This is a genomic window from uncultured Rothia sp., assembly GCF_963555405.1.
In the GTDB taxonomy this organism is placed as follows: domain Bacteria; phylum Actinomycetota; class Actinomycetes; order Actinomycetales; family Micrococcaceae; genus Rothia.
Map to the genome: position 1 here is coordinate 50594 of NZ_CAUVVO010000003.1, position 22349 is coordinate 72942.

13 protein-coding genes are annotated in these 22349 nt (G+C 60.6%); 11 read left to right on the forward strand and 2 right to left on the reverse strand.

Features of this window, described 5'->3' with window-relative positions; translation table 11 throughout:
* Positions 1-68 precede the first annotated feature (68 nt).
* From nrdI to RWL87_RS03085, 8 genes are all read left to right on the forward strand, one after another.
* A complete protein-coding gene (gene nrdI, locus RWL87_RS03050; RefSeq protein ID WP_313968862.1) occupies positions 69-599 on the forward strand; it encodes a class Ib ribonucleoside-diphosphate reductase assembly flavoprotein NrdI in 531 nt (176 codons plus the stop codon).
* Positions 572-2752, forward strand: a complete 2181-nt coding sequence (gene nrdE, locus RWL87_RS03055) for a class 1b ribonucleoside-diphosphate reductase subunit alpha (protein ID WP_313968863.1) — start codon at positions 572-574, stop codon at positions 2750-2752. Before nrdI ends, nrdE begins: the two co-directional genes overlap by 28 nt.
* A 146-nt stretch (positions 2753-2898) precedes the next feature.
* Positions 2899-3876 (forward strand): class 1b ribonucleoside-diphosphate reductase subunit beta, encoded by a 978-nt coding sequence (gene nrdF / locus RWL87_RS03060; protein ID WP_049354717.1) that lies wholly within the window; start codon positions 2899-2901, stop codon positions 3874-3876.
* Positions 3877-4131: 255 nt separating this feature from the next.
* Positions 4132-5175: a zinc-binding dehydrogenase gene (locus tag RWL87_RS03065; protein ID WP_313968864.1), complete on the forward strand. Its 1044-nt coding sequence runs from the start codon at positions 4132-4134 to the stop codon at positions 5173-5175.
* A 244-nt stretch (positions 5176-5419) separates the two neighbouring features.
* Positions 5420-7132, forward strand: a complete 1713-nt coding sequence (locus RWL87_RS03070) for a formate--tetrahydrofolate ligase (protein ID WP_313968865.1) — start codon at positions 5420-5422, stop codon at positions 7130-7132.
* Between the two features lie 1262 nt (positions 7133-8394).
* Positions 8395-9168 (forward strand): MBL fold metallo-hydrolase, encoded by a 774-nt coding sequence (locus RWL87_RS03075; protein WP_313968866.1) that lies wholly within the window; start codon positions 8395-8397, stop codon positions 9166-9168.
* 141 nt (positions 9169-9309) lie between these two features.
* Positions 9310-12198, forward strand: coding sequence for an excinuclease ABC subunit UvrA (gene uvrA, locus RWL87_RS03080; protein ID WP_313968867.1), 2889 nt, complete (start codon positions 9310-9312; stop codon positions 12196-12198).
* Between the two features lie 44 nt (positions 12199-12242).
* On the forward strand, positions 12243-13445 hold the full coding sequence (locus RWL87_RS03085) for a histone acetyltransferase (protein ID WP_313968868.1): 1203 nt from the start codon (positions 12243-12245) through the stop codon (positions 13443-13445).
* 98 nt (positions 13446-13543) lie between these two features.
* Here RWL87_RS03085 and RWL87_RS03090 read toward each other — a convergent pair whose 3' ends face one another.
* Entirely contained in the window at positions 13544-15043 is a 1500-nt protein-coding gene (locus RWL87_RS03090; protein ID WP_313968869.1) for a glycoside hydrolase family 1 protein, read from the reverse strand.
* A gap of 193 nt (positions 15044-15236) precedes the next feature.
* Entirely contained in the window at positions 15237-16736 is a 1500-nt protein-coding gene (locus tag RWL87_RS03095; protein ID WP_313968870.1) for an anion permease, read from the reverse strand.
* A gap of 391 nt (positions 16737-17127) precedes the next feature.
* On the opposite strand from RWL87_RS03095, the gene RWL87_RS03100 reads away from it, so the two are divergent.
* The 3 genes from RWL87_RS03100 (at position 17128) to RWL87_RS03110 (ending at position 22323) form a co-directional block, all read left to right on the forward strand.
* Positions 17128-17826, forward strand: coding sequence for a lipoyl protein ligase domain-containing protein (locus RWL87_RS03100; RefSeq protein WP_313968871.1), 699 nt, complete (start codon positions 17128-17130; stop codon positions 17824-17826).
* Positions 17827-17927: 101 nt separating this feature from the next.
* Positions 17928-18818, forward strand: coding sequence for a fumarylacetoacetate hydrolase family protein (locus RWL87_RS03105; protein ID WP_313968872.1), 891 nt, complete (start codon positions 17928-17930; stop codon positions 18816-18818).
* 940 nt (positions 18819-19758) lie between these two features.
* Positions 19759-22323 (forward strand): YPDG domain-containing protein, encoded by a 2565-nt coding sequence (locus RWL87_RS03110; protein ID WP_313968873.1) that lies wholly within the window; start codon positions 19759-19761, stop codon positions 22321-22323.
* Positions 22324-22349: the final 26 nt, after the last annotated feature.

Genomic DNA, 22349 nt, shown 5'->3' on the forward strand with positions numbered 1-22349 from the left:
TGCCGAAACCCGTACCAACGGAGAATCGGCACGGAACCACACCGGCACACGAGAATAAGGAGTACACGTTGAGTACCGCCCTCACGCCCAACCCCGTCGACGAGCACGCAGAAATCCGCAAGATTCTTATGGATGCACGCAACGCCTCCGAGGGTCGAGCGACCGAGGAGCCCACGGATTCCTCCGCACCACTCATCGTGTACTTCTCCTCCATCTCGGGTAACACCCACAAGTTCGTGGAGAAGATTCGTGCCCGCCGCCTCCGCCTGCCGCTGCGCACCGGCGAAGACACCCTCATTCTCGATGAACCGTTCGTGCTCATCGTCCCCACCTACGGCAAGCCTGAAGGCGCCGGTAACGTTCCCCCGCAGGTGGTTAAATTCCTGAACGTGGAGCAGAACCGCCAGAACATGCTCGGCGTGATTGGCTCCGGCAACACCAACTTTGGTCCGCTCTTCGGTATCGCGGCAGACATTGTCGCCAAGAAGTGCGATGTGCCCGTGCTCTTCAAGTTTGAGCTCATGGGCACCGATTCAGATGTAGAAAAAGTCAACGAAGGATTGGAAGCATTTTGGACGCAAAACTGCCCTCAGCACTAGAAACTCTCGGTGCAGGCCACAACGGCAAGAGCGTGCCCGAGAAGTTCAAGGGTATGAGCTACCACGAGCTGAACGCACTGCTGAACCTCTACGATGAGAACGGCCAGATCCAGTTCGATGCAGACCGCCAGGCAGCACGTCAGTACTTCCTGCAGCACGTCAACAACAACACCGTCTTCTTCCACGACCTGGAAGAGAAGATCGAGTACCTGATCGAGAACCAGTACTACGAGCCGGAACTTTTCGACAAGTACAACTTCCAGTTCATCAAGAACCTGTTCAAGCGCGCCTACGCCGTGAAGTTCCGCTTCCCGACCTTCCTGGGTGCCTTCAAGTTCTACACCTCCTACGCGCTCAAGACCTTCGACGGTCAGCGCTACCTGGAGCGTTTCGAAGACCGCGTCTGCATGGTCGCACTGCTGCTGGCAGAAGGCAACGAGAAGCTCGCCGAAGACATCGTCGACGAGATCATCTCCGGCCGTTTCCAGCCGGCAACCCCCACCTTCCTCAATGCGGGTAAGAAGCAGCGCGGCGAGCTCGTCTCCTGCTTCCTGCTGCGCATGGAAGACAACATGGAGTCCATCGGCCGCTCCATCAACTCTGCACTGCAGCTCTCCAAGCGCGGCGGCGGCGTGGCATTCGCCCTCACCAACCTGCGCGAGTCCGGTGCGCCCATTAAGAAGATTGAGAACCAGTCCTCGGGCGTTATCCCCGTCATGAAGCTGCTGGAAGACGCCTTCTCCTACGCAAACCAGCTCGGCGCACGTCAGGGTGCCGGTGCCGTGTACCTGCACGCACACCACCCCGACATCTACGCCTTCCTGGACACCAAGCGTGAGAACGCTGACGAGAAGATCCGCATCAAGACCCTCTCCCTGGGCGTTGTCATCCCCGACATCACCTTCGAGCTGGCGAAGAAGAACGAGGACATGTACCTCTTCTCCCCGTACGATGTGGAACGCATCTACGGCGTGCCCTTCTCCGACATCAACGTCACCGAGAAGTACTACGAGATGGTCGACGATGCACGCATCACCAAGACCAAGATCAACGCACGCGAGTTCTTCCAGACCATCGCAGAGATCCAGTTCGAGTCCGGCTACCCGTACGTGATGTTCGAAGACACCGTCAACCGCGCGAACCCCATCGCCGGTAAGGTCATCATGTCCAACCTGTGCTCCGAGATTCTGCAGGTTTCCGAGCCGTCCACCTACCACGCTGACCTCGGCTACGAGACCGTCGGTAAGGACATCTCCTGCAACCTCGGCTCGCTGAACATTGCACTGACCATGGATGGCGACGACTTCGGCAAGACTGTGGAAACCGCGATTCGTTCGCTGACCTCCGTCTCCGACCAGTCCGACATCCGCTCCGTACCCTCCATCGAGCGCGGCAACAACATGAGCCACGCCGTGGGTCTGGGCCAGATGAACCTGCACGGCTACCTGGCACGCGAGCATGTCTACTACGGTTCCGAAGAAGCACTGGACTTCACCAACATGTACTTCTACACCGTCGCCTACCACGCAATCCGCGCCTCCATGGAGATTGCTAAGGAACGCGGCCAGCGTTTCGAGGGCTTCGAGAACTCGAAGTACGCGACTGGTGAGTTCTTCGCCAAGTACATTGAGAAGGAATGGGCACCGCAGACCGAACGTACCCGCGAACTGTTCGCTAAGCACCACATCCCCACCCGTGAAGAGTGGATTCAGCTGGCTGCTGACGTGGCACAGTACGGCATGTACAACCAGAACCTGCAGGCTGTTCCGCCGACCGGCTCCATCTCCTACATCAACGGTTCGACCTCTTCGATTCACCCGATTGCCTCGAAGATTGAGATCCGCAAGGAAGGCAAGCTCGGCCGCGTCTACTACCCGGCACCGTACATGACCAACGACAACCTGGAGTACTACCAGGACTCCTACGAAATTGGTTACGAGAAGATTATCGACACCTACGCCGTGGCAACCCAGCACGTGGACCAGGGCCTGTCGCTGACCCTCTTCTTCCGCGATACCGCAACCACCCGCGATATCAACCGCGCCCAGATTTACGCATGGCGTAAGGGCATCAAGACCATCTACTACATCCGTCTGCGTCAGATGGCTCTTGAAGGTACCGAGGTTGAAGGCTGCGTATCCTGCATGCTCTAACCTGAATGCTGCGACGCATTCAGCCTGAGCTGGCACACTATAACTAAAGACTGGAAGGGGCGGTTACGGTGAACACGCAATCCGCCTGCGCGACTGGCTGGGCGCGCGTGGCACCGTAACCGCCCCTAAGAATCGGAGAAATACTAATGAGCGAAAAGGTGAAGCTCGTCGACCACGTGGTCGAGGCTATCAACTGGAACCGTATTGAGGACGAGAAGGACCTTGAGGTTTGGGATCGTCTGACCGGTAACTTCTGGCTGCCGGAGAAGGTGCCGCTGAGCAACGACGTGCCCTCCTGGAAGACCCTGACCGAGGAAGAGAAGCAGCTGACCATGCGCGTCTTCACCGGTCTGACCCTGCTGGACACCATCCAGGGCACCGTCGGTGCTGTGTCCCTGCTGCCGGACGCCGTGACTGCGCACGAAGAGGCCGTGTACACCAACATTGCGTTCATGGAGTCCGTGCACGCAAAGTCGTACTCCTCGATCTTCTCGACCCTCGCCTCCACCAAGGAGATTGACGAGGCGTTCCGCTGGGCTTCTGAGAATGAGCACCTGCAGAAGAAGGCGAAGATCGTTCTGTCCTACTACACCGGTGACGACCCGCTGAAGAAGAAGGTTGCCTCCACCCTGCTGGAGTCCTTCCTGTTCTACTCGGGCTTCTACCTGCCCATGTACTGGTCTTCGCACGCGAAGCTGACCAACACCGCTGACCTGATTCGTCTGATTATTCGTGACGAGGCAGTGCACGGCTACTACATTGGCTACAAGTTCCAGCGCGGCCTGGCAAAGGAATCCCCGGAGCGTCAGGCAGAGCTGAAGGAGTACACCTTCAACCTGCTGTACGAACTGTACGAGAACGAGGTGGCGTACACCCACTCCCTGTACGACGGTGTGGGCTGGAGCGAGGACGTGAAGAAGTTCCTGCACTACAACGCTAACAAGGCTCTGATGAACCTGGGCTACGAGCCGATGTTCCCGGCGACCGTGACTAACGTGTCCCCGGCGATTCTGTCGGCGCTGTCCCCGAACGCTGATGAGAACCACGACTTCTTCTCGGGTTCCGGCTCTTCCTACGTCATTGGTAAGGCTGTGAACACCGAGGACGAGGACTGGGACTTCTAAGCCCCTTTCTCAACGTGCCTCATATCGACGTGAGATAGCGTGAGATAAACCGAGCGGAACCCCCGCGTATCCCACTGTGGATGCGTGGGGGTTCCGCTATTTAACCAGGTGAGGAGCGGGGGAGTGGGAGCGGTTTTGCTGGCCCCGGCTGTCAGAATTTCTACCTTCACCCCGTAGCATAAAAAATTATTGATATATCGGGGTGCGGGGCGTACTGTTGGACTACTACCCAAACGCACCCGCGAAAGGAACATCATGCGTTCAGTTGTTATGGAAGAACCCGGTAAGGTCGTCGTTAACGAGGTCGACAAGCCGACCCTGCTCGAACCCACCGACGCCATCATCAAGCTCGCCGCCTCCTGCATCTGCGGCTCCGACCTGTGGCCCTACCGCGGCGCACAGCCCGTCGACCACCAGGCAATGGGCCACGAATACATCGGCGAGGTCGTCGAGGTTGGCTCCGAGGTCACCACCGTAGCCCCCGGCGACTTCGTCGTCGGCTCCTTCTGCATCTCCTGCGGCGAATGCGAAACCTGCACCGCTGGCTACCCCTCCCGCTGTCTGAAGGCAATCGCAGCGGGCGACGCCTTCATCGGCATGCGTTCCAACGGCACCCAGGCAGAATACGCCCGCGTACCCTTCGCAGACGGCACCCTCGTCAAGACCCCCGCGGCACCCACCGCAGAGCAGATCCCGCACCTCATGGCGGCATCTGACGTGCTCGGCACCGGCTGGTACGCAGCAGACGCCGCTGGCGCAGCCCCCGGTAAGACCATCGTCGTTGTTGGCGACGGCGCGGTCGGCCTGAGCGCAGTCATCGGCGCTAAGCAGCTCGGCGCGGAGAAGATCATCATCATGTCCCGCAACCCCGAGCGTCAGGCGCTCGCTAAGGCATTCGGCGCAACCCACGTGGTGGAGGAGCGCGGCGAAGAGGGCATCGCCAAGGTTCTGGAACTCACCGACGGCGTGGGCGCACACGGCGTTGCGGAGGCTGTTGGCACCCAGCAGTCCTTCGACCAGGCTCTCGGTTGCGTACGCCACGGCGGCTACATTGGCTTCGTGGGCGTGCCGCATGACAGCTCCATCGGCACCGATAAGCTCTTCGGCAAGCAGGTTCACCTGGAGGGTGGCCCCGCCCCGGTGCGCAAGTACCTGCCGACCCTCATCGACCTGATTTACAAGGGCGAAATTGAGCCCGGTAAGGTCTTCGACCTGGTCCTGCCCATCGACGAGGCAGCTAAGGGTTACGAGGCAATGGATCAGCGCACCGCCACCAAGGTTCTGCTGACCATGCCGTAATAGCCGGTCTAGCGCCGGTTCTTGTACCGGCTCCTGCACCGGCATTTGTACCGGTAACCCGGCGTATATGCGCTACTGATCCCCGCACCGACCCAATCACTCCATATGAGTGTAGGGTTCCGGTTGCGGGGATTAGTGCATTAAAAATTGAGTTTATTTGTCGGAATCCGGCGAGGTGAGGGACAAACACGTGAGCTGAGGCATAAAATAAAAGAGCATGATTCGTACAACTCGAAGGATGACAATGACGAAGAAGCCTTTCCCTTCCGACCTCGAAATCGCACTTGCCGCCGATCTCTGGCCCATTACCAAGATCGCAGCGGAAAACGGCATCAGCGAAGATCGCCTTGAGCCTTACGGCAAGTACGTCGCTAAGGTTCTCCTCGACGAAACCACCAACGCAGAGACCGCCCGCAAGCGCGGCTCCAAGTACATTGTGGTCACTGCAGTCACCCCCACCCCGCTCGGTGAGGGTAAGACCGCAACCTCCGTCTCCCTCGCACAGGGCTTCGCCCAGACCGGCCGCAAGGCAATCCTGGCTCTGCGTCAGCCCGCAATGGGCCCGACCTTCGGCATTAAGGGCGGCGCAGCGGGTGGCGGCTACTCCCAGATCGTTCCCATGGAGAAGCTGAACCTGCACCTGACCGGCGACTTCCACGCCGTCACCGCAGCACACAACCTGCTTGCCGCCATGATTGACAACCACCTGCACCACGGTAACGAGCTGCGCATCGACCCGCGCGCAATCGAGTGGCGCCGCGTCATCGACATGAACGACCGCTCCCTACGCAACATCGTCGTGGGTCTGGGCGAACGCATGGACGGCGTGGTCCGCGAGACCGGTTTCGACATCACCAGTGCTTCCGAAATCATGGTGATTCTCTCGCTGGCAACCTCCTTCAAGGACCTGCGTGAGCGCCTGGCAAAGATTGTTATCGGCCTGAACTACGACGGCGAGCCCGTCACCGCAGCCGACCTGAAGGCTGACGGCGCAATGTCCGTCATCCTGGCAGACGCTATCAACCCGAACCTGTTGCAGACCCTGGAGCACACCCCCGCCCTGATTCACGCGGGCCCCTTCGGCAACATCGCAACCGGTAACTCCTCCGTGGTTGCTGACTACGTTGGTCTGGAGTACTCCGACTACGTGATTACTGAGGCTGGCTTCGGCGCCGACATGGGTGCGGAGCGTTTCTTCAACGTCAAGTGCCGCGTCTCCGGCCTGAAGCCGGACGCAGCAGTGCTCGTCGTAACCGTGCGCTCCCTGAAGTCCCACTCCGGCCTGTACAAGATTGTTCCGGGCAAGCCCCTGCCCGAAGGCATGCTGCAGGAAAGCCCCTCCGACGTGGAGAAGGGCGCAGAGAACCTGAAGAAGCACATCGAGATTGTGCGCAACTTCGGTGTTCAGCCGGTCGTGGCAATCAACGCCTTCCCGACCGACTTCGAGTCCGAGCACGAAACCATCCGCCGTATCGCTGAGGAAGCTGGCGCTCGCGTCGCTATCCACCGCGGTGTGGCAGAGGGCGGTAAGGGCACCGTTGACCTGGCGAACGTTGTGGCCGAGGCCTGCGACGACGTTTCGGACCTGAAGTACACCTACGATCTTGAGGACTCCATCGAGACCAAGATCGAGAAGGTTGCGACCAAGGTCTACGGCGCGGACGGCATCTCCATTGCTCCGGCTGCCGCTAAGCAGCTGAAGCGCTTCGCTGAGCTGGGCTACTCGCACCTGCCCGTGGTTATCGCGAAGACCCACCTGTCCATCTCCTCGGATGCAACCCTGAAGGGTGCACCGACTGGCTGGACCCTGCCCGTGCGCGAGGTTCGCCTGGCTGCCGGTGCAGGCTACGTCTACGCAATCTGCGGCACCATGCGCACCATGCCGGGCCTGAGCAAGAGCCCCGCAGCTGAGCGCATCGGCTTCGATGAGAACGGCGTGATGGTCGGCCTGTCCTAATGTGACTATCTCAGCTGATTTATAGCTAGTGGAGGCGGCGCTCCTTCCCCAGAGCGGGGGAGGGGCGCCGCCTTTGCTGTGTCCGGGTAGCGTGTGACTGGGTGGTAGCGCTTGGCGGGTTTGCGGCATGTGAGAGCAGAGGTTGCGTGTCTGAAAACGAGTTGAAACTAGGCTGAAACTAGGCTGGAACCAGGGGGAATCCGGGGGAGTGAAGGATCCTAAAACCCCTGGTGGAGGGGACTTTCAATCTTTCATTGAGGCTTGTGGGGTGCCTAATCTGAGGGTGGAATTGGTACGTGCGGGTTAATAATTGGGCTCTATTTATGCTTGAAGGTCAGGTTTTATTAAACAATCTGTGGAGGTTGATTTTTGAATAGCCCACCATCTTGCATTGTGTGAAAATATGGTGTTGACTAGGTATTTTGATTTTTTAGGAGGGGCTTACTGGGTGTGCTCAATGAACCTAACGAGGGGTGCAATATTATTGTTTTGTAATAAAACCTCCACTTTAAGGGGCGTCTACAGGGGTAAAACAGACCAATTGATTTTGCCCTCGCGCGAATAATTGTGCAGATTTTGAACAGTGGGCGGTGCATTTTTTCCGGTTTATGTAGTTGCAACTACTTGAAGATACTTTTACCTTAACCCTCTACTTCCGCGGAATACCGGGCTAAAACCGGACATTGAGCCTTCGGGAATGGTGGGTGTGAAGCTCAACTTAAAGGTGCACTAAAGTGCTAAAAGAGGGAAAATCTAAAATTATTTTGGGTGAAATAAATCACATGCAAACTCGAAAAAAATGAAATTGGTATGCATGGATACCCTAAAAAACAGCTCTTTTTATTACAGAATGATTACAATGAGGTGTGGGTCACTAAAATCGGCTCCCCGTACCAAATTAGGTGGTAAAACAGCCCCCAAAAAGTTCGCTACTATTGAGTCATCAAGTAATCGTGAGATTTCCAAAGTCCTCGGGTTGCTTGTGTTTGAGTGAGTGATAGATACCCCTGGGTGTCATGAGAAGCGACTGTGTATCGATGCGCAGTCGCTTCTCTGTTTAACTTTTGGATTTCACCGGAGCATCAGATGGAGCCTCAGAAGGACAAGCTCTTGGCTAGAGCCTGTTCCGAGCCGAGCTTGCTCCAATATCTGTGCCATCTGCATCCGGCACATGTACCCCGTGCGTTCAATGCCGAATGCGCTCATAGGGGAGTATTACGCATAGGTGCCTGCTGCGCCGCCACACCCCCTACACTGGAACTATGACTACTTACCCCGAACCCACCCTCATCTTTGAGAACCCCGAGCTGACCGTGCGCGCGCTCAGTGTCTCCGAGATGGACAATAGCGTCTACCTCATCACCATGCGCGCCACCGGCGAGCAGGTGCTCATTGACCCCGCAGCCGAGGCAGAAGAGCTCTATGCCTTCACCCTGGACGCGCTCCTGAACGACTGCCCGCAGCTTGAGCTGACCGACGGCGAAGAACGCCGCGTGCGCGTTATGGAGAAGGAAGAGGACTTCGACTCCCTCAAGCCGCGCGCTATCGGCCTGACCGGCATCCTCGTTACTCACGGCCACTGGGACCACATTCGCGCTATTAAGGAGCTCGACCACCTCACCGGTGCCGTGACCTCCGCGGGTGCAGCTGACGCAGCCGCCATTAAGGAACAGGAAGACTACACTGTCGAAGAGGAACTGACCGGCGGCGAAAGCTTCGACTTCTACCTCTCTGACACCGTCATTCGTGCCCTGCACGTACCCGGCCACACCCCCGGATCCATCGTCTACACCCTCGAAACCGCATGGGAAGACGGCACCCCTGTAACCCTGTTGTTCACCGGCGACTCGCTCTTCCCTGGTGGCGTGGGTAAGACCGACTCCCCGCAGCAGTTCGGCGAGCTCTTCTCCAACGTGCTCGAAAAGCTCTTCGGCGGCTTCGAAGATGACGCAATCGTGCTGCCCGGCCACGGCCGCTCCACCACCCTCGGTGACGAGCGCCCCCACCTGGAAGACTGGGCAACCCGCGGCTGGTAAACTGCGCCTGGCGAATTGCGCCTCCTAGTCCGCCTCATATAAGTACTGCACCCTCATGCCTTCACCTGCCGCATAATCGCGCCGGTGAACGGCGTGAGGGTGTAGAATTTAAGTTCGAAGATTAAGACGAAAGGATTTTCGATGACACCCCGTCCGGCACACGGAAGCACCGCACTCAAAGCGAACGATCTGACCAGCATCCGGGTTCAGGGTGCCCGCGAAAACAACCTCAAGAACGTAGACCTGACCATCCCGCGCGACGCGATGGTTGTCTTCACCGGCCTTTCCGGCTCCGGTAAGTCCTCCCTCGCCTTCGACACCATCTTCGCCGAGGGTCAGCGCCGTTACGTTGAGTCGCTGTCCTCCTATGCGCGCATGTTCCTGGGCCAGGTCGACAAGCCTGACGTCGACTTCATCGAGGGCCTCTCACCGGCGGTGTCCATCGACCAGAAGTCCACCTCCAAAAACCCGCGTTCGACCGTCGGTACCATCACCGAAATCTACGACTACATGCGTCTGCTCTGGGCGCGCATCGGTCACCCGCACTGCCCCGAATGTGGCGAGGAAATCACCCAGCAGACCCCGCAGCAGATTGTGGACATTCTGCAGGAGTACCCCGAACGCACCCGCTTGCAGATTCTAGCGCCCGTCGTCAGCGCACGTAAGGGCGAGTTTGTGGACCTGTTCAAGGACCTGCTCACCCAGGGCTACTCGCGTGCCCGCGTGGACGGCGAAACCGTGCAGCTCTCCGACCCGCCCAAGCTCGCCAAGCAGTACAAGCACACCATTGAGGTGGTCGTCGACCGTATCGTCATTAAGGACGGTATTCACCAGCGCCTGACTGACTCCATCGAAACCGCGCTCAAGCTTGCCGACGGCCGCGTGCTCATCGACTTCGTGGACCGCGAGCAGGACGACCCCGAACGTACCCGTTCCTTCAGCGAAAACCTCGCCTGCCCCAATAACCACCCGCTGCAGATTGACACGATCGAGCCGCGCGCCTTCTCCTTCAACTCGCCGTTCGGCGCGTGTAGCGCCTGCGACGGCATCGGCTCGCGCCTGGAAGTCGACACCGAACTGCTCGTACCCAACCCCGACCTGACCCTCGGCGAGGGCGCCATCGCCCCCTGGTCGCAGGGCAAGGCCACCACCGAATACTGGCTACGCCTGCTCGCAGGCCTGGGGGAGGAGCTCGGCTTCGACCTGAACACCCCCTTCAAGGACCTGCCCGCCAAGACCCGCGCCGCCATCCTGGACGGCAAGGACTACAAGGTTGAGGTGTCTTACCGCAACCGCTTCGGCCGCGAACGCCGCTACACCTCCGGATTTGAGGGCGTGAAGGCGTACATCAAGCGCAAGCACGAAGAAACCGAATCGGACTTCGCCCGCGACCGCTACGAACAGTACATGCGCCAGGTCGCCTGCCCCTCCTGCGGTGGCGCGCGCCTGAACCCGACCATCCTCGGCGTGAAGGTCGGCGGCAAGTCCATTGCAGACATTACCGACCTGTCCCTCGCTGACGCGCTCGCCTTCATGCGCGGTCTGCAGCTCAGCGCCCGCGAAGCCAAGATTGGCGAGCAGGTCCTCAAGGAAATCGACGCGCGCCTGCAGTTCCTGCTGGACGTGGGCCTGGACTACCTGACCCTCTCGCGCTCCGCAGGCACGCTCTCCGGCGGTGAGGCGCAGCGTATCCGCCTCGCAACCCAGATTGGTTCCGGTCTGGTCGGCGTGCTCTACGTGCTCGACGAGCCCTCCATCGGCCTGCACCAGCGCGACAACCGCCGCCTCATCGAAACCCTGACCAAGCTGCGCGATATGGGCAACACGCTTATTGTGGTTGAGCACGACGAAGACACCATGCGCGAAGCCGACTGGATTGTGGACGTAGGACCCGGCGCGGGCGAGCACGGTGGCGAAATCGTGCACTCCGGCAGCTTCGAGGAGCTGCTGAAGAACACCAAGTCCATTACCGGCGACTACATGGCTGGCCGCCGCAGCATTGAGGTGCCCGCCTCCCGCCGACCCGTGGACAAGAAGCGCCAGCTGACCGTGCACGGCGCCCGCGAAAACAACCTCAAGAACGTGACCGTGTCCTTCCCGCTGGGCGTGTTCACCGCGGTGACCGGCGTGTCCGGCTCGGGTAAGTCCACCCTCGTCAACGACATTCTGTACACCGCCCTGGCGAACAAGCTCAACGGCGCCAAGCAGGTACCCGGCCGCCACAAGAGCATCGACGGCCTGGAACACCTGGACAAGGTCATTCACGTGGACCAGTCGCCCATCGGCCGCACCCCGCGCTCGAACCCCGCCACCTACACCGGCGTGTTCGACCACATCCGCAAGCTGTTCGCAGAGACCAGCGAAGCGAAAATGCGCGGCTACACCCCCGGCCGATTCTCGTTCAACGTCAAGGGCGGCCGCTGCGAGGACTGCTCCGGCGACGGCACCCTGAAGATTGAAATGAACTTCCTGCCGGACGTGTACGTGCCCTGCGAAACCTGCCACGGCAAACGCTACAACCGCGAAACCCTCGAAGTGCACTACAAGGGCAAGACCATTGCCGACGTGCTCGAAATGCCCGTGGAAGAGGCCGCAGAGTTCTTCGCCGCGTTCACCCCGATTGCGCGCCACCTGAACACCCTCGTGGACGTGGGCCTGGGCTACATTCGCCTGGGCCAGCCCGCAACCACCCTCTCCGGCGGTGAAGCGCAGCGCGTGAAGCTCGCAACCGAACTGCAGAAGCGCTCCAACGGCCGCTCCATCTACGTGCTGGACGAGCCGACCACCGGCCTGCACTTTGAAGACATCCGCAAGCTGCTCGCCGTGCTGCAATCGCTGGTCGACAAGGGCAATAGCGTCATCACCATCGAGCACAACCTGGACGTGGTCAAGTGCGCCGACTGGATTATCGACATGGGCCCCGAAGGCGGTAGCGGCGGCGGCACCGTCATTGCCGAGGGCACCCCGGAGCAGGTGGCTCAGGTGAAGGGTTCGCACACCGGCGCGTTCCTTGCTGAAATCCTGAACTAGCCGAGATCCTGAACTAGCCGAGACTTGAACTAGAGGAAACCTACGTGACTGATACTCAAGGAACCGAACCTAACTCGGGAGCCGGGCGCTCTCCGGGTGCTGCGGGCTTCGGCGCGCGCCGAGACACTGTGAACCGGGGCGCTGTGAACCGCGGTCTTGCGAATCGTGGCGCCGTGAATCGTGGCGCCGTGACCACCCTGGACCGGGCGCGGCACATCCTGCACACCCAGCTTGAGGCGGACTTCTGCCAGGCGCCCGGCTCGATTAGCCGCGCCCTCGAAGAGCTGCGCGACTACCCGGAAGCCGAGAGCCTGCCGCTGCTCGCCACCGTGCAGCCTCCCTCCGAGAAGATGGGTGCCGCACGCCGCCGCAACGACGACATTTGGGAGTTGCGCGTCGCCAACTACGCGAGCGTCGGTATTCTCTGCGCCAAACATCCGCGTGTGCTGGAGAAGGCAATCGACTACATGCTCGGCGACCAGTCGAACTGGCTCGGCGACTACGCGCAGCTCCGTCAGCTCAACGAACTGCTCACCCCCTACACCCAGCAGGTCAGCGGCACGAGCATCTACTACACGCCCGGCCGCGCCCTGCTGAACTCGGTCGTACCCGAGGGCGTGCAGGCACAGGAGGTCAAGTGTGCCGTGCCCGGCGTGGGCATGATGCGCCGCGTTGACCCCGCCGAGCTGAAAGCGGCGCTGCTTGCCGAAATCACCGGCGAGCGTACCATCCGTAGGGAGGCGAACGCCTCCGCGGGTGCGCTTGAGGTTGACCCGGAAGACACGGAGGCGCGCGTAACCCACCTGCGCGTGGAGCTGCTGGACGCTGAGCAGATTGAGAGCTTCCGCGGGGATAAGCGTTACTCGAACGCGCTGGGCTTTAGTGAACGCCGCCCGGATGTGCTGGTACTTGCCGCATACCCGGTGGACGAGGACGCATCTGACGCACCCGTAGCGGGGGAGAGGGCCCCCGCGCACGCAGACCCTATCGCTATGGTTGGCCTGAGTGATGATTCGCCGATTATGCGCCAGATCGGTATTGATGTGCTGCCCGCCTGGCGTGGTGCTGGCATCGCCAGCGTGCTGGTACGTGATGCCGCCCGACTCACCCTGGCGGAGGGTTACCTGCCGTTCTACGGTACGAGCCCGTCGCACATGCTGTCGCAGAGGGTTGCGATGAACGCCGGGTTGGTGCCGACCTGGTGGGAGTATGTCTCCACCAGCCTGAACGATTTGCCCATGGACTAGTTGCTATACATAAAAAGCCCTCGAGGTTCAGAGTCTCGAGGGCTTTTTGTTGCTGAGTTTCGCGGGCTAGCTGTGCGGGGCTCAGCGTCTAGAACTTTCTAAAGCTCCGCGCCGTTGCTGGCAATCACCTCGCGGTACCAGTGGAAGGACTTCTTGCGGTAGCGTGCCAGGGTGCCGGTGCCGTCGTCGTTGCGGTCCACGTAGATGAATCCGTAACGCTTGGACATCTGCGCGGTGGAGGCGCTAATCATGTCAATGCAGCCCCAGGTGGTGTAGCCGAGCACGTTTACGCCGTCCTCGATAGCTTCACGCACCGCGCGCAGGTGCTGGCGCAGGTAGTCGATGCGGTAGTCGTCTTCCACGGTGAGTTCGCCGTTCACCTCGACCAGTTTGTCGCGGGCGCCCAGGCCGTTCTCCACGATGAACAGCGGCTTCTGCCAGCGGTCCCAATACTGATTGAGCACCACGCGCAGGCCGGTCGGGTCAATCTGCCAGCCCCACTCGCTGGCGGGCAGGGTCGGGTTCGCCACGCCGCCGAGGATATTGCCCTCGCCGCGCTCGCCGCGTGCCGGGTCGCCGGTCGCGCAGGTGGACATGTAGTAGCTGAAGGACACGAAATCCACGGTGTTCTTCAGGTCTTCGCGGTCCTGTTCGGTGATGTTCAGTTCCACGCCCTTCTCACGCAGGGAGCGCAGGAAGTAGCCGGGGTAGGTGCCGCGCACGTGCACGTCACCGAACGCGAAGTTCGCCTGCTCAGCCTGCATGGCGGCGAGTACGTCGGCGGGGTCGGGGGTGAGCGGGTAGGTGGGCATGGCAAGAATCATGCAACCAATCTGTGCGCCCGGTGCCAGTTCGCGTGCCGCGGTGGTGGCGCGAGCGGAGGCGACCAGTTCGTGGTGCATCGCCTGGTAGAGGTCGGCGTCGCTGAGCTGCTCCGCCGGGGTGTTGATGCCGCCGGACATGAACGGCAGGTGCAGCATCGAGTTGATTTCGTTGAAGGTCAGCCAGTACTTCACGCGCTTGCCGTAGCGGGCGAACACGGTGCGGGCGTAGCGTTCGTAGAAGCCGATGAGCTCGCGGCTGGTCCAGCCGTCATACTGTTCGACCAGGTGCAGCGGGGTTTCGTAGTGGCTGAGGGTGATGAGCGGCTCCATGCCGTGCTTTTCGAGCTCGTCGAGCACGCGGTCGTAGAAGGCGAGGCCCGCCTCGTTCGGCTCGGATTCGTCGCCGCGGGGGAAGATACGCGACCAGGCGATGGAGAAGCGGAAGACCTTGAAACCCATCTCTGCGAGCAGGGCGATGTCTTCGCGGTAGCGGTGGTAGAAGTCGATGCCCTCCAGCTTGAGGTTGTCCTCGGTGGGCTCCGCGGTGCGCGGGTACAGGCCGCCGGTGGGCAGCACATCCTGCAGGCTGGGGCCCTTGCCGTCTTCGTTCCAGGCGCCTTCGAACTGGTTGGCGGCGGTGGCGCCTCCGAAGAGGAAGCCGTCAGGGAACGCGCCGAGCGGCTGCGGCTCGGTCAGCGCCGGGCTACTGAGCTGCGCGGGGTTGCTGCCGGACAGGGTGGTGGTTTGTGCGGTGATGTGCTGGTCCTGATGCACGGCATCCTCCAGGGTGCTTTGGGTCTTTCTTCTACCCTAGCGGAGGGGGTGGGGGATTGCTAGGTTTTGCGCGGTTTTCGGGCATTATGCGGGTACGCGAAAGCCCGGCATCCTCGCGGGGAGGATACCGGGCCTTGAGCTGGGGGGGCAGTAGGGGTTTACGGCGCTAAACCCAGCCCGCTTGCCCCGAACGCTAGTTCGCGTAGCCGAGTGCGAACAGCCACGCGGTACCGACCGAACCCCAGACGACGAGGTTCACGATAGCCGCCATGAAGCCGATCTTGAACCATTCGCTCACGCTGAAGTAGCCGGAACCGTAGTACACGCCTGCCGGGCCGGAGGCGTAGTGGGTGATGCCGCCAATCAGGTTACCCATGAAGCCGAGGAACAGCGCAGCGAACATCGGCGGAACACCCGCGGTAACCGCCGCACCGAGGAACACGGCGTACAGCGCCACGACCTGCGCGGTGTTCGAAGCGAACATGTAGTGGATGAAGAAGTACGCCAGAACCAGGATCGCGAACGCCATGGGCCACGCCATGCCGCTGATGCTGTGCGCTACCTGCTGACCGATCCAGTCAACGACCCTGAGCTTCTTCAGGTGGTCTGCCATGCCGACGAGCACTGCGAAGAAGATGAGGGTGGACCATGCGCTGGAGTTCTTCGCCATGTCCTTCCAAGTCAGGACCTTGGTGACCAGCAGAATCGCGATGCCGAAGAAGGCGGCGCTGGTCGCGTCAATACCCAGGGAAGTACCGGTAACCCACAGGATGAGCAGCATCACGAAGGTGCCGAGCATGATCCATTCCTTGGAGCTCATGGGGCCCATTTCGTGCAGTTCCTGGCGGGCGTGCTCGGGTGCGTCCGGGGTCTTCTTGATGGTCGGCGGGTAAATCTTCGACATAATCCACGGCATCACAATCAGCGCGGCAAGGCCGGGAACGATAGCGGCGAGCGCCCAGGTACCCCAGTCGAGGTTGATGTTGTGGTCGTGCGCGAACTTCTGCGCCAGCGGGTTACCCGCCATTGCGGTCAGGAACATTGCCGAGGTGATGGTGTTGACCTGCGCCTCGGTCATGAGCAGGTAGGAACCGAGCTTACGGCGCGATTCGGGAGTCTCGTTCGTGGAGCCGTTGACCTCGGAGAGGGAACGGATAATCGGGTAAATCACGCCACCGGCACGCGCCGTGTTCGAGGGGGTGGCGGGGGCGAGAACCAGGTCGGTGATTGCCATACCGTAGGACAGGCCAAGCGAGGACTTGCCGAGCGCACGCACGAACAGCAGTGCGATGCGCTTGCCCAGGCCGGTGATGAGGAAGCCGTCGGCGATGAAGAACGCGGCAACAATAATCCAGATGGAGGAGTTGCCGAAGCCGGTCAGCGCTTCGTTCTTTGCCGCCATGGTGCCGGTAATCATTGCGGCACCCAGGCCGACGAGCGCCACGGAGGGGGTCGGCAGCGGTTGCAGGATCAGGCCGAGGATGGTGCCGACGAAGATGGCGAGCATGTGCATGCCGCGCGGGTCGACGCCTTCGGGGGAGGGAATGAACCAGATGGCGAGGGTCGCTACGAGGATGATGGCAACGTGCAGAATCAGCTTGTTTCGCTGTTTGCGGGCTGCGCTCACTTCCTGGCCGTTCACCTCCGGTTTGGTTGCGGCGGCGGCTGCCGCTGTGTTGGTGGACTGTGTCATGTCCGTACTCCTTATGTGAAACGTACAGTTTGGTCCGTGGCGGGTGGGCCGTCACGGTGTGCGCGTTTCTTCTGCGTTGTCATGCTGTGTTGTGTACTTGTGGCAACGTGTGGGATGCCACGTAGTCTTTTAATCGTAATGGTTTGGATTCACGGAGTGAAGAAATTCGGCATAAAAAATGTGAATATGATCGGGTGTATCGGCGGCTGGGATTCCGCGGGTAGGCGGCGGGAATGCCGTGGGAAATTGTCGGGAAATGACCGGGGGAGAGCGCCAGGGGAGAATCGAGGAACGCACCGCCCTGGAGCTACCCCTAATCTGTTCTTGGGTCACCCTTGAGACGCCCCGCCACCCACACGCCAGCGTGACGGGCGCAACGTAAAATAGGAACGTGCAGATTATTCGAGAGACCGGCCCCGAGTCCGGCGAGATCCTCATTCACCACGACCAGACGGTGCAGATGCTCCGCGAGGTGGCAACCGGCAAGCGTGAAGCCACCCTACGCATGTATCAGCCGAACCCGACGGTTGCGTTCGGCCGCCGTGACGAACTGAACCCTGGCTTCGCGGAGGCGTCCGCGGCGTGCGCCGAGCACGGCTTCGAGGTGCTGGTGCGCAAGGTCGGCGGGCATGCTGCCGCGTACCATCAGGGGTGCCTGGTTGTGGACCATTTTCAGCCCGCCTCCGACGCCCGCAGCGGCAACACCCTACGCTACGAACTGTTTGGATCCATGTACGCGCAGGCACTGCGCGAGGTCGGCGTGGATGCGCGCATGGGTGAGATTCCGGGGGAGTACTGCCCCGGCGAGTATTCGGTGCACGCGCAGCTGCCCGCATCCGCAGGTGGTGGCCGCATCAAGCTGGTCGGCACCGCCCAGCGTGTGGTGACCGGCGGTTGGTGGTTCAGTACCGGCATCGTGGTCTCCGATTCTGCGCCCCTGCGGGCGGTCACCGCGGACGTTTACCGCGCCCTCGGCATGGACCTCGACCCCGCCACGGTGGGCGCCGCACAGGATGCGAACCCCAACCTGCTCATGGAAGACCTGGAAGACGCCATCGTTGAGGTGTACGCCCAAAATGGCTTTCACTGAGTGACTTACCGAGCGGTTTTCGCCCAGATCCGTCCCTGACTTTTACCCCTAAACCACCCCGATTACCCCCGATTTACCCCACCTGAAGCGAAGGAGCATCTATGCGTTGGGCACAGATTAAGGATTCGAAGGGCAGCCGCGCGGTCTGCTTCTTCGAGGAGACCGTGTACGAGCTACCGGCGAAGCTCAGCCCGCTACTGAATTTCTACAGCCGGTTCCGCCTGAACTTTGGCGACCCGAAGAACGCCGTGGCGATTCTGAAGGAGAACGGTGCGACCGTCATGGGTCACGGCGAGGAGCTGTGGAGTTCCCTGCCCTTTATTCGCCCGCTGGATAAGCCCGGCAAGATCGTGTGCGCCGGCTTGAACTACCGCGACCACGCCGCAGAAATGAACCTCGAGGTGCCCGAGTACCCGTCGCTGTTTGCGAAGTTCCCGAACGCGCTGATTGGCCCCGGCGAGCAGATCCGCATGCCCGCCGATGACGGCACCGGCAGCACGAAGGTCGACTGGGAGGTTGAGCTCTGCCTTGTCGTGGGCGCTCGCCTGCGCAACGCCTCGGAGGAGCAGGCGCTTGAGGCTCTGATGGGTTACACGGTCCTGAATGATGTGTCGGTGCGTGACTGGCAGGGTCGTTCCTCGGAGTGGTTCCAGGGCAAGAACTGGGATGCGATGACCCCGTTCGGTCCGGTAATCGTGAGCGCCGATGAGGTTGACCCGGTTGCCGGCCTGGAGCTCGTCTGTGAGGTGGACGGCGTGGTGCGTCAGCGCGGCACGACGGCGGATATGGTGTTCACCCCGGCGCAGCTGCTCTCCTATATTTCTCGGTTTATGACCCTGGAGCCGAGTGACCTGGTGGCGACGGGTACGCCCGCCGGGGTTGGCTTGTCGCTGCACCCGCGTCAGTGGTTAAAGCCGGGGCAGACGGTGCGCACCCGCATCGAGGGCATTGGCGAGCTGGTGAATGTCTGCTCGGAGGCGGGCGCGCTGTAGCTATCCTGCCCTGTAGCTATCTCGTGCTGTAACTAACCCGCGGCGCTGTACATCTGCCGTAGTTCCCGTGGTTATTCAGTAGTTCTGCGAGCAATCGCGAATGAACCCACGTGAACCCACTCGGGTGTCTGCGGCACCTGCTATTGGGTGCACTGAAAGGCACCTATAAATGAATACTTATGCACCCCGCATGTGTTTTTGAGGCGCATGCGGGGTGTTTCTATGCCTTCTAAAGCTCCCGGTGAGCGGCTTGGGATTCCTCTAGTGCGCAGCGGAGAGTGCCTCGAGTGGGGGAGTGTGGCGAATGCATGGTTACGCACTGTCAAACACACGAAAACTTTAAACTTTGACCTAAATATTAGGGTTTGAGGTGGGTTTTGTGGGTCTGTGGGGGTGAAGCAATGCATGTGCCCCGACTGCAGATCTGGCCCAAAAGCTGCCGATTGAGCACACAAAACCCCCTGTTTCAGTGACTGAGACCATATCTACCCAGAGTGCAGAATTCCAAATTGTGGGCACGTGTGAGAAATTCAACAGGGAGTTTTGGCGCGTCATTTCGGGAACTTTGAGGTTGAAGGTTTAGTTTTCCGTGCGCGTTTTTCGTTTTTCTCAAGTTGCCCTCTCCTGACTAGGAATAAAGCCTAAACACTGTGGTGCAAATTTCGAAAGCCTGAACATCTATCAGTGCACGCGGGTGTAAAGAAATGTGACTCTAAACCTGAACCTTTAGTAAAAAATCAGTGCCCCGAATCACAAACTCGTTTTGCGTTCGCCCAAAAGACTATGTAGGGTATGGGGATTATCTGAGAGTTTCCTGAGAATTCCTGCCAGAAGATCAGGACCCACCCGGGCACACCCTCAGATGCATATTTCACTCACGTCCGTGTTTGTTCATACAAACGCACTCACTCAAACAAGCCGACACGAACGGAAGAAAAACATGACCATAACTGCATCCAAAAACCCGGCACAGCGCCCGGCAAACCGCCGCCGTGCCTCCATCGCTGCCTCCGCAGCACTGGCAACCGTCATCACCGGCGCGAACCTCCCCGCGACCTTCGGTGCAACCGCCCCCACCCGCAACGTAGCCGGTACCACCTGCGTCGAGGCAGGCTACCGCACCGTGCCGACCCTGGCGAACCTCACCAACGTGGCGCCCGGTCCGACCTGCTACTGGAACCCCGACCAGAAGGCACAGAGCATTGCGACCCTCGCACCGGTTAACTCCTCCCTCACTAAGGCGCAGCTGACCACCACCGAGAACACCTCGCCTCTGAGCGGCAAGCTCGCCCGCGATTCATTCGCCGCCAAGAAGCTCACCGGTACCGAAGCCGTCGTAGCCAATAGCAGCGAAATCAGCCGCACCTTCCTCGAATACTCCGCCGATGCGAGCAACCACCCCATCACCACCGCCATCAACGCGGGCACCGTGAAGAAGGACCGCGCCCAGACCGTTGGCGGCCACGAGAACATCCCAACCCTCGCCGTGAACTCCGCGAACCCGCACCAGGAGTACGTCGAGGTCGTCTCCCGCGACAACCGCGTTAACGCTAACGCGGAGAACAAGCGCATCCTGACCGGCGGCATCCCGATCCCGAAGTGGCTTGCCGAGGACCACGGCCTCTCCGGTGACCAGTCCGTCGCCCTGTACGACGAGGCAACCGGCATCTGGCGCTCCTACTTCAAGTTCATCAAGGATGCAGACGCACAGACCTACACCAGCACCGCCCGCGTGCAGGTTGGCGGCGGCAACGCGTCCACCCCCAAGAGCGCCAAGATTCAGTACGACAACGTTGGCCGTGGCAACGCAGGTCAGACCGTCACTATCAAGGCGCCCGTCAGCATTGATGCGAAGTCCGGCAACGCCCGCACCTCCTACTCGATTGCTCGCGGCGCGAAGTTCCGCCTGGCGAAGAACGTGCCCGGCGCGTCCATCAACGAGAAAACCGGCGAGATTACCTACAAGATTCCCGCCGGCACCCGCGGCACCGTGGACATCCCCGTGGCGGTTGACTACCCGGCAATCTACCACGTGTCTTCCGGCGGTTACATGCTCGCTAAGCCGAACTTTGGCGGCGTGGGCGAGGACAACTACTGGCTGACCCTCAAGAACGGCACCTCCTCTGTGGTGGGCATGGCGAATGAGCTCACCCAGATTGGTGTGGACGAGCTCAAGGCGGGCAAGATCAACCACATGGTGTCCATTACTGCCGCTGACTATTCCTCGCTGACCTCCTCCTTCCCGGCGAAGGGCACCGACGGCAAGATTGACGTGAGCAAGTACCCGAACGCACCCCGCGCGGGTCAGCGCGGCTTCCTGCCCGCGAACTTTGACGTGGAAGAGCACCTGCGTAACACCGGCCACGCTGACGACCAGCTCAGCCGCATGATTCTGACCGCGATGAAGGAGTACGGCTTCATCATCACGGACCGTAACCTCTTCACCAACGCATTCAACCTGGAGTCGGCAAGCTCCTACGCGCCCTACGCCCGCCAGGGTAAGAACGTGTACAAGGAAGACCCGAAGCTCGCGGCAATGTTCGCGAACTTTGTGCCCAGCGGCTTCACCGGCAACCAGTTCCCCTGGCAGCAGGTGCAGTGGATGCCCGTGAACTACACCGAGTCCGCTGAAAACAGTGCAGGCCGCAACACCGCCAGCGCAGATACCAGCGTGAAGTTCAAGTACCCCTCGGACTCCTACGGCAAGACCGGCACCGGCTCCGGCGTGATCTACCAGCCCGCCGAGCACCACGCTACCGTCTACTCCGGCGAGACCGCGGTTGCGCAGAGCGTACACCAGTCGCACAAGGTTTCCCCGAACTACCGTTACGCCCGTGACTATAACTTCCAGGAAATCGAGCAGACCCCGAACTTCCGTCCCAGTCGCTGGGTGAACAAGGAGAAGGTCAACACTGCTGGCGGCCAGTTCTCCAGCGCAGAGACCGGCATCCGTTTTGCCTCCAACGGCAAGACCGGCACCTACTCGATCGACCTGAACACCCACGACGTCACCGGCACCACCTGGGACCTGCGCCGCGACAACGGCACGAACATCACCGTGAACCGCACCGGCAAGGCACCCGCCCGCATGTCCGATGTAAAGGCGAAGAAGGGCTCCGCCGCGCAGCTGTACTCGATCCCGCTGAAGGTTCACGTGGTCGATAAGAACAGCCCCATCGCACGTGAGGACTCCGTCTCCCTGTACTCGGGCACCACCCAGAACGTGGCAGTCCTGAAGAACGACGAGGCATCCTTCGGTGCGTTCAGCCGCGGTGAGACCGTGAAGAAGCTGGAGCTGCTCAACGAGCGCGGCCAGGTCGTCAGCTCCTACAGCGACGAATACGGTACCTACCGCGTGGTGACCCTGCCGAATGGCACCCAGGGCATTGCGGTTTCTGCTAAGAATAAGCAGGGCTTCGCACCGCTGGTTCGCTACCGTGCAGTGACCGACAAGGGCGTAAAGTCCGCTGAGGGTTATCTGCAGGTGGCAGTCGCTAACCGCTAAGGGCACCCGCTAGGGTTGCATGCCCG

Coding starts and splice junctions, on each gene's coding strand:
- RWL87_RS03110 (WP_313968873.1), top strand. CDS start 19,759: ATGACCATAACTGCATCCAAAAACCCGGCACAGCGCCCGGCAAACCGC.
- RWL87_RS03095 (WP_313968870.1), bottom strand. CDS start 16,736: ATGACACAGTCCACCAACACAGCGGCAGCCGCCGCCGCAACCAAACCG.
- RWL87_RS03075 (WP_313968866.1), top strand. CDS start 8,395: ATGACTACTTACCCCGAACCCACCCTCATCTTTGAGAACCCCGAGCTG.
- RWL87_RS03070 (WP_313968865.1), top strand. CDS start 5,420: ATGACGAAGAAGCCTTTCCCTTCCGACCTCGAAATCGCACTTGCCGCC.
- nrdF (WP_049354717.1), top strand. CDS start 2,899: ATGAGCGAAAAGGTGAAGCTCGTCGACCACGTGGTCGAGGCTATCAAC.
- RWL87_RS03065 (WP_313968864.1), top strand. CDS start 4,132: ATGCGTTCAGTTGTTATGGAAGAACCCGGTAAGGTCGTCGTTAACGAG.
- uvrA (WP_313968867.1), top strand. CDS start 9,310: ATGACACCCCGTCCGGCACACGGAAGCACCGCACTCAAAGCGAACGAT.
- RWL87_RS03105 (WP_313968872.1), top strand. CDS start 17,928: ATGCGTTGGGCACAGATTAAGGATTCGAAGGGCAGCCGCGCGGTCTGC.